This window comes from Cohnella sp. SGD-V74 (assembly GCF_003001675.1).
Taxonomy (GTDB): Bacteria; Bacillota; Bacilli; order Paenibacillales; family Paenibacillaceae; genus Cohnella.
On sequence record NZ_PVYW01000045.1, the window covers coordinates 1 to 5000 of the forward strand.

General features: G+C 30.0%; 5 protein-coding genes. 2 read left to right on the plus strand and 3 right to left on the minus strand.

Features of this window, described 5'->3' with window-relative positions; all coding sequences use genetic code 11:
• Positions 1-124 precede the first annotated feature (124 nt).
• Complete coding sequence (locus B0G52_RS35005) at positions 125-1072, plus strand: Hachiman antiphage defense system protein HamA (protein WP_094051079.1); 948 nt, start codon at positions 125-127, stop codon at positions 1070-1072.
• Between the two features lies 1 nt (position 1073).
• Positions 1074-3440 (plus strand): DEAD/DEAH box helicase, encoded by a 2367-nt coding sequence (locus B0G52_RS35010; protein ID WP_094051080.1) that lies wholly within the window; start codon positions 1074-1076, stop codon positions 3438-3440.
• A gap of 30 nt (positions 3441-3470) precedes the next feature.
• On the opposite strand, the gene B0G52_RS35015 is transcribed toward B0G52_RS35010, so the two are convergent.
• Genes B0G52_RS35015 through B0G52_RS35025 form a run of 3 tightly spaced genes read right to left on the minus strand, consistent with a single transcriptional unit; the run spans position 3471 to position 4926 of the window.
• Complete coding sequence (locus B0G52_RS35015; RefSeq protein ID WP_094051081.1) at positions 3471-3911, minus strand: hypothetical protein; 441 nt, start codon at positions 3909-3911, stop codon at positions 3471-3473.
• On the minus strand, positions 3908-4315 hold the full coding sequence (locus B0G52_RS35020) for a hypothetical protein (RefSeq protein ID WP_094051082.1): 408 nt from the start codon (positions 4313-4315) through the stop codon (positions 3908-3910). The genes B0G52_RS35015 and B0G52_RS35020 overlap by 4 nt, the downstream gene beginning before the upstream one ends.
• Positions 4315-4926, minus strand: a complete 612-nt coding sequence (locus B0G52_RS35025; protein WP_094051083.1) for a hypothetical protein — start codon at positions 4924-4926, stop codon at positions 4315-4317. Before B0G52_RS35025 ends, B0G52_RS35020 begins: the two co-directional genes overlap by 1 nt.
• Between the last annotated feature and the right edge of the window lie 74 nt (positions 4927-5000).

The following is a 5000-nucleotide window of genomic DNA, read 5'->3' on the forward strand; positions in this document are numbered from 1 at the left end:
ATAGCTACTGTATAACCAATTTTGGAAGGATTCTCTTGCGATGTGTCGAATAAAGTAACTTTATAGTAGAAGATACTCTAATGTGGGGATTGATAGTGAATCAAACGATTGGAGTTGCATTCTAATGGAAATATCAAACCAATACCGGGAACTTTACGATAGTTTTATCGGAGAGAGAGCAAGAACGCTAATCGTGAGTTATGATCCAAGAAAACATAAATACGAATATAAACCCTACAGCCATAGTAACCAGCCAAAAGCAATTGATGAACTATCTAATTTAATTATTGAAAATATGATATTTTATGCATTCTCTGAGGAGGAAGTTATTGAACAACATAAACAATTTGGATTACTTGCTGACCTAAAAGTGGCTGCACAGTATGCTTATGAACAGCGATTACCTAAACGTAAAAATCCCGATACGGATGGGACAACTGGTGAAGTATTGCTAGATATTTTAATTCAAGTATTTGAACCTGTTAGTCAGAAAATGATTGCTAGAGCAAAATATAAGCAGCAAGGAGATAATAGTGAAATTAAAGGTTATGATGCACTTTATTTTACAAAAAATGATAATGAAATTTCGTTATGGATGGGGCAAGTTAAAACTGGTACTTATAGCTACTGCAAGAACTCGATTTTTGTAGACTTAAACGAGAAATATATACTTGATTATTTTTGCAAATCAGTTTTTTACATTGCAGACAAAGTTGAAAGTTCAAGTTTGTTGCCCCTACTAAAAGAAATCAATAAAATTTGCTTTGATAGCATAAAAAATAAATGGAGTAATAATGAAAAAAAGAGAGCTTTGATTGATTTATTAGAGCAGAACCAAATAAAAATTAAGATCCCATGTCTCTTAGCATATACTTCCGATATTTATAAAGAGAATGGTAATTTAAAAGAAAGTATCGAACAAATTGTTAACAAAGCGATAAAAGATATGGATACAACAGACTTTCTAATAGCACCTGATTTAGATCATGAAATTATATTTATTATTTTTCCATTCCAAGATATTGCAAAACTTCGATCTAAGATTATAGAATTTAAAAATAGTGGTGAGTGAAATGGAATACTTGTTCCACCTTGTCGATGAAATAAATAGCTATGATGGAACTTGGGAGTCTACAGTACGTTTGAGAAACCTTGTTTGTTTTATATCCGACAATGAAGAATATAGAAATGATAATCTTTATAGAACGGCTTTATTTGAAGCTGCTCAAAAAATGAGGACATTTGGATATATAAAAGGAACGTATAAGATTGATATAGATGAGATTCAAAATGAAGGTCTTCATGACATTAAACATCAGAGTATTCAAAATTATTATTCTTCTAAGGTTTACAAGAACAATCTACTTGATAAACGTCAAAAAGAAATAATTGATACTTTTATGTCACTAAAGACTAAAAGATTGATAATTAGTGCCCCTACATCGTTTGGCAAGACTTTTTTGTTAAAGGAATTGCTCTATTTGAATAAAAATCGTTATCGAAATATTTTGCTTGTATTCCCAACTATTGCTCTACTTAATGAGAACACTATTTCAATTAAAAAACTAATAGATGATTTCAACCTGGAATATAATGTTATTAATAATGTCTTTTCAAAAGTTGATCCCGATACTAAGAATATTTATATCCTAACCCCCGAAAGAACTTTAAAGCTACTCTCCGATTACGAAGACTTAAAAATTGACTTTTTCTTTTTTGATGAGGTTTATAAAATAGATGAAGATTTTAATAAAGAGGAAAGTAATGTAACAGAACATCCAAATACTTCAAACGCACAAAGTGATAGTAACAACAGAGCTAAAGCATTTAGAATAACGCTTTATCTTCTTTCTAAAAGAGTTGATGAATATTACATTGCTGGTCCTTATTTGGATTTAGATAATGTTAAAGAGGGGTTCAGGAGATATTTAAAAAGTAATCAGATAACAGTTAAACAAGTTGACTTTGAACCCACCCTTAGAATTGAAATTGATGCTTGGAAGAAAGGTGTTATTGAGCATCATCCGTTATTGGGAAGTAAGAAGTTATCATTCAATTACAGTGATGGTAACTTAGATACTAGGTCAAAAATACGCGGAATTGCATCTTTTCTGTTAGAGAATAATCTTGGACAAGCTATCTTCTATTGTGCGAATCCTTCTAATTCTATGAATTATGCAATTGATATAATAGATGCATTACCGACAACTAATAAGATACTAAGTAAATATCGTAGCTTTATTGAACATTTAAAAAAGCGATATGGAGTAAAGTATAAATATAACGATCACTCAATTGATACCTCTGACTATTGGAGTCTTATTAAAATCCTTTCAGCAGGATACGGTGTACATCACGGAAAATTCCCTAAATATATACAGAAAGAAATACTAGGCATGTTTAATGAAGGTGACATTGATTATTTATTTTGTACATCAACAATAATAGAGGGCGTAAATACTAATGCGAAAAATGTTGTAATAATTAATAATAGCGTTGGAAACAATACCATGACAGCTTTCTCATTAAGAAATATTAAAGGAAGAGCTGGAAGATACTATCACCACTTTGTAGGAAGAGTATTTTATGCAGATAAGAAACAACGGCAAATAGAGCAACAGGATGATGTGAAACTTAATTTTTCGCTTTATGACGCTGTTCACTTAGGTAATGTTGATCTTGATAATGCAGATATTAATGATTTAAGCATATCGAATAATGTAATAAAGGCAGAACGTGAAAGTGGTTTCAATAAAATAAAATTAACTGACCTTGTATTTTCAAAGAACCGATTATATCCGCGAGATATACAGGAGAAATATTTGGATTTTCTATTGAAGAGTAGTAACTTTTCTAGGTTTCAAGGGCTAATAGGTAATACTGCTAATATTCAATATTTCCTTAATCAGCGAATGATGAGCGCTATTTTAGACTCTATTTCCAGTGTTGATATTATTAGTGAGCAAACGAAAAATCTTTATAATGCAGTTGTTCATAGTTACAGTATTGGAAGATTTAATGGTTTGATGGAGTATCAATTAAATACCAATCTAAACAATCCAGATCAAGACATCGATAAAATTTATTTAAAAGTCTTTGACCAAATAAGAAATATTATTGAATATGAAATTCCGAGGCTGCTTTGTTTATTTGAATCTATTTACCAGCAAGCAGGCAGATTAAAAATGAGAAACATGGATGATTTTAATTTATCAGTTATAATAAGATTTTTCGAACTTGGGGTTACAACAGTATTTGGCATATATTTAATTGAGTACGGATACCCGATCGATGCGATTAGATCAATTGAGAGACAATACCCCTTGTTAGGTAATATGAATCTTCAAGAAAGTTTTGATTATGTTAGTAGTAACATGGCTTCTTTACGCAATATATTAGATGATTATGAAATTTCCTTATTAAATAAGGTGATTAAATAGTGCAACTAGCTATGCTATGAGATTTGAAGTTCAAATGATGTTTTTCAAAAAAAATGAAGAGATCAGTAATATAAGGTATGGAAACCAAAACATCCATCGTTTTAACTTAAACAACTTAAAAAAATCAAATATTGTCGGCGTTAATACATTAGTTGAAATTCCATCTTCCGGCATTTGAATTTCATCATCAACCAAATAGTCATTTATTGATTTTTCCATCTCAATTGATTTTTCTATGTATTTCTGCTGAAGTAGGCGCATTCCAGATTCTAATAAAAAAAATAACATTACTATTATTATTGAAAGATAATACATCATTTCATTATTTTTTTGATAGCCGTAAGCTATAATTGCAGACCAAAAACCAATACCCATGGTTCGAATTTTCCAAGCATTTTCTCCAAATCCTTTAGACAAATTCTGATAGGTTTCCCATGCTTTTATTAAGACATGTATTTTTTCTTCTTTCATATTAGTAAGCTCCTCAGTCTTATTGCGTTATCATCTGTTCTAAACAAAGAATGATTAGTTAACTCTTTCATAAATGCAAACAGTTCCTGATTTAGGAAGTCATTGAAATCCTGGTCGTGATCGGAGTATGTTTTTGAAAATACAGTTGAATATTCCCTCAAAATAGCACTTAAAGACCTTAAGATGGCTTTATCCTCTTCTTCGTTAATCGAAACAATTTTTGTATTAATTAGTAGTCTTAATTTTTGGATGCCATTTGGTCTAATCTGAAAATAATGACTACAAATTTGTTCAATAATTGAATCAACAATGATTTTCATTGATTTTCTTGAAATATGCTTCTTTGTATACCTGTGATCAAACTGAATTGTATATAGTTGTTGAATCATAGCAGCACTTAACATTAAGATAATTCCTCCATTTTGAGTAAATAAAACTGGATTATGTCATTGGCTTCTTCTTTATTCGAAAAAGTCAAATTTTCATTAGACAAACCTCTTTCAAAGTAGTTAAAAGAATCAAAAAGAATATTGAAGTGATAGTTACCAAACACTTTCTTAATTGCTTGCTCTTTATTAAAGGTGTAAATTCCTTTGTTAGCCAAATAGAAAATCGAAAAATTTTTAAGGCTAATAAAAAAATTTGAGTATAGTGAGGTGAAATGCTCTCCAAACATTTCGATATTCTTAAAAATTGAAATTAGTTCTTTTGTGTCATTTATCTCTTCTACAAAGTTTTTTTTCAAGATGAAACTAGATTTCAGTTTGACCCATTCATCTATATCGCCATAGATTAAAACACCTTCAAAAAGGATGTGGTATATAAACAAGCTATTTATGTTAAATAAATGATTAAAGGTATTTCGATCGTAATCAATAATATTTATTGGTCCATCAGGCCAATTTGATTTTCTAGCTATCTGAATATCACAATCAATTCTGCAAATATCAATATCACTACTGGTTGAAAAATCATTTCGCGCTACGGATCCAATAATTACTATAAACCCTTGCATAAAACCTCCTATAGTAAAAACGTTATGTTTAATAGCATTATACCAAATGTCAGGATAAACTTGGATGGTTTAGC

Excerpts from the sequence above, each read along its gene's own strand:
- B0G52_RS35025 (WP_094051083.1), bottom strand. The coding sequence starts at position 4,926 with ATGCAAGGGTTTATAGTAATTATTGGATCCGTAGCGCGAAATGATTTT.
- B0G52_RS35010 (WP_094051080.1), top strand. The coding sequence starts at position 1,074 with ATGGAATACTTGTTCCACCTTGTCGATGAAATAAATAGCTATGATGGA.
- B0G52_RS35020 (WP_094051082.1), bottom strand. The coding sequence starts at position 4,315 with ATGTTAAGTGCTGCTATGATTCAACAACTATATACAATTCAGTTTGAT.
- B0G52_RS35005 (WP_094051079.1), top strand. The coding sequence starts at position 125 with ATGGAAATATCAAACCAATACCGGGAACTTTACGATAGTTTTATCGGA.
- B0G52_RS35015 (WP_094051081.1), bottom strand. The coding sequence starts at position 3,911 with ATGAAAGAAGAAAAAATACATGTCTTAATAAAAGCATGGGAAACCTAT.